We start from the raw sequence: 3,312 nt of genomic DNA, 5'->3' as shown, positions 1-3,312 counted from the left end.
CCCTGAATCCCCTCAGTCCCAGGACCCCCGCGCCTCGGGCAGCCGTTCGATCTCCGCCTCGTCCCGGGCCGTCAGCACCAGCCCCGCCGCCGCGGCGTTCTCCCGCGCCCACTCCTCGCACTTGGTGCCCGGTACCGGGATGACGTGCGGACCCCGCCCCAGCAGCCAGGCCAGCGCGACCTGGGCCGGGGTCACGTCCTCCCCGTGGCGGGCGGCGACCCGGCGCAGCCCCGCCACCACGGGCTGGTTGGCCGCCATCATCTCGGCGGTGAAACGGGGGTGCCGGGCCCGGACGTCGTCGGGCTCGAAGCCCTGGCCCGGGGTGAGCGTGCCGGAGAGGAAGCCGCTGCCGAGCGGCATCGCGGCCAGGAAGCCCACGCCCCGCGCGGCGCACCACGGCAGCAGCGTGTCCAATGCGCCGCGCGCCCACACCGACAGCTCGGCCTGGACGGCGCTGACGGGGAAGACCTGCTGCACCCGCTCCAGTTGACGTATCGTCACCTCGTGCGGAGGGCCGGCCCTCCGGTTCACCGGCGCCCCCGTCGCGCACACCCCGAGCGCCCGCACCTTGCCCGCCGTCACCAGCTCCGCCATCGCGCCCCAGGTCTCCTCGACCGGCACCTCGGGGTCGGCCCGGTGCAGTTGGTAGAGGTCGATCACGTCCGTCTGGAGGCGCCGCAGCGAGGCGTCGCAGGCCCGCTTCACATAGCCGGGCCGCCCGTTGGCCACCACATGCGCGTCACCGCCCACCAGCAGCCCGCACTTGGTGGCGAGGAACGCCTCGCCCCGGCGCTCCTTCACCGCCCGGCCCACCAGCAGCTCATTGGTGAACGGCCCGTACATGTCCGCCGTGTCGAGCAGCGAGGACCCGGCGTCGAGGGCCGCGTGCACAGCGCGCAGCGAGCGCTCCCCCCGCCGCTGCGACGCGGTGTACGCCCAGCTCATCGGCATACAGCCGAGGCCGATCGCGCCCACCTCCAGGGCCGACGCACCGATAGTCCTGCGCTCCAACTCCCCGTACCCCTCCGACCGCCCTGGGTGTGGCCCCCAAACTAACCTCTGGCCCCGGCCGGTCCTGACATAGCCTCCGGGCATGACTGCAGACGTGTGGCTCCCCGTCCCCGCCGACGAGGTCCCGGGCCTCCCCGACGGCCTCTCCTACCGCTTCTGGGACGGCGGCGCGGACTTCCCCGCCGACCCCGCCGACTGCGCCTTCTACGTGGTCCCGTACATGAAGGGCGCGGACATCGCCGTCCGGCCGCTCGCCGCGATGACCGGCGTCCACGTCGTGCAGACGCTGTCGGCCGGCATCGACCACGTACAGCCGGGTCTCGGCTCGCTGGCGCCGGGCGTGCGGCTCTGCAACGCGCGCGGTGTGCACGAGGCGTCCACCGCCGAGCTCACCCTCGCCCTCGTCCTGGCCTCGCTGCGCGGCATCCCGTCGTTCGTCGCGGGCCAGGAGAAGGAGGAGTGGAGGTCCGGGTTCTACCCCGCGCTGGCCGACAAGTCGGTGCTGATCGTGGGGTACGGATCGATCGGCGCGGCCATCGAGGACCGGCTCGCGCCCTTTGAGTGCGCCCGGGTGGCGCGCGTGGCGCGCTCCCGGCGCACGACTGCGCGCGGGCCAGTGCATCCCCTCACCGAACTGTCCGCGCTCCTCCCGGAAGCCGACGTGGTGGTCCTCTCCACACCCCTCACCGAGCAGACGAAGCGCCTGGCGGACGCAGACTTCCTGGGCCGCATGAAGGACGGCGCCCTGCTGGTGAATGTCGCCCGGGGCCCGGTCGTGGACACCGAGGCGCTCCTCGCGGAGCTGAAGAGCGGCCGGGTCCGCGCCGCCCTGGACGTCACCGATCCGGAGCCGCTGCCCGCCGGACACCCGCTGTGGCACGCGCCGAACGTTCTCATCACTCCCCACGTCGGGGGCTCGACATCGGCGTTCCTGCCGCGCGCGAAGGCGCTGCTGGCCCGTCAGCTGACCCGGTACGCGGCCGGGCAGCCGCTCGACAACGTGGTCATGACGATCGCGTAGGGCCGCCCCGCCTTCGATTGGCAACTCTGCGCAGTGGTACGCGTGCGATCCGTATCCTCAACTGCCGTAGCCGTCACGGAGCGTAGAGGAACTATGTCCCTGAGTGACGAGACTGGTGTATCGTCCCGACCGGGGGCTGCGCCGCGTGTCCGAGCGCGGGGGAGCGAAAGTCACAGCGAGGGGGGCGACGGGCGATGCACGGCCAATGGACCAGCGATCCGACGCGACGGAGCCGTCGACGGCTACCCCGAGGCACACGAGCGGGACTTCTGGGGGCCCGCACCCGGCCCGGGGTCCGGGGCCGGGCCCGCACCCGGGTGCCGGCCCGGCCCCGGCCGCCGGCGCAGGCGGCCCGTCCGCCTTCCGCGGCCCCCGGCCCGGCCGCACGGGCCCACCCGCCCGGCCGGGCGGGCCGCCCCGGACCCCGTATCCGTACCGTGTCCCGGTCCGGAGGGGCCCGGTGAACGCCCCGGGGGCGGTGCTGCCGAGCAGGCCGCTGCCCGACGGCGGCACGGGCCTGGTCTCCCAGCTCGTCCTCGCGGTGGTCTGCGCGGGGTACGCCACGGGGGCGGCGCTCGGCTGGGGATCCCCGGAAGTCGCCGATGTGATGGGGGACTTCGGGCTGAGCGCCGCGGCGACGGCGGCCTCGGTCTCCTGCTTCCTCTACGCGCGCGGAGGCGCCGAGGAGGGGGAGAGCCGCTTTCGGCCCGCGTGGCTGCTGTTCTCGTTCTCCTCCGCCATGGCGGCGAGCGGCAACGGAGTCTGGGGGTGGTACCAGGTGGTGCTGGAGCACCCGGTCCCCTCGCCCTCCATGGCCGACCTGTTCTTCCTGCTCTTCGCGCCGCCCGCGATCATCGGGCTGCTTGTGCTGGCCAAGCGCCCGGTCACCCGGGCCGGCTGGGTCTGCCTGGCGCTGGACTCCTGGCTGATCGGCGGCTCGCTGCTGACCCTCTCGTGGAGCCTGGCCCTCGCGCACACCGCGCACTTCGAGGGCGAGAGCGTCGCGAGGGCCGCGCTGGCCCTCGCCTATCCGCTGCTCGACATCGTGCTGGTGAGCATGGTGCTCGCGCTGCACTTCCGGCGCTCCTCCGCCAACCGGTCGGCGATCAACACGGCCATCGCCGCGCTCGCCCTGACCGTGCTGTGCGACGCCCTGTACACCTCACCGCTGCTGCGCGAGCACTACCGCTCCGGCCAGCTCCTGGACGCGGGCTGGTTCGCCGCCTCGCTGCTGCTCGCCTACGCGCCGTGGGTGGCCCGCAGGCTCAGCGCCGCCCGGC

Annotated in this window: 2 protein-coding genes and 1 pseudogene; 2 read left to right on the top strand and 1 reads right to left on the bottom strand. The window is 74.1% G+C overall.

What is annotated here, in order from left to right; genetic code table 11:
- Positions 1 to 12: 12 nt before the first annotated feature.
- Positions 13 to 1,011, bottom strand: a complete 999-nt coding sequence (locus tag ACJA3G_RS33540) for an aldo/keto reductase (RefSeq protein WP_406556806.1) — start codon at positions 1,009 to 1,011, stop codon at positions 13 to 15.
- Between the two features lie 82 nt (positions 1,012 to 1,093).
- Between ACJA3G_RS33540 and ACJA3G_RS33535 the strand changes: the two genes are divergently transcribed.
- Together ACJA3G_RS33535 and ACJA3G_RS33530 are read left to right on the top strand one after the other, a co-directional pair.
- On the top strand, positions 1,094 to 2,032 hold the full coding sequence (locus ACJA3G_RS33535; RefSeq protein WP_406556805.1) for a 2-hydroxyacid dehydrogenase: 939 nt from the start codon (positions 1,094 to 1,096) through the stop codon (positions 2,030 to 2,032).
- A gap of 460 nt (positions 2,033 to 2,492) precedes the next feature.
- A pseudogene (locus ACJA3G_RS33530) lies at positions 2,493 to 3,312 on the top strand (phosphodiesterase); the annotation flags it as partial.

This window comes from Streptomyces sp. YS-3 (assembly GCF_045257485.1).
GTDB lineage: Bacteria > Actinomycetota > Actinomycetes > Streptomycetales > Streptomycetaceae > Streptomyces.
The sequence above is the reverse complement of the archived record's forward strand: the minus strand, read 5'-3'. Positions and strand labels throughout refer to the sequence as shown.

Coding starts and splice junctions, on each gene's coding strand:
- ACJA3G_RS33535 (WP_406556805.1), top strand. CDS start 1,094: ATGACTGCAGACGTGTGGCTCCCCGTCCCCGCCGACGAGGTCCCGGGC.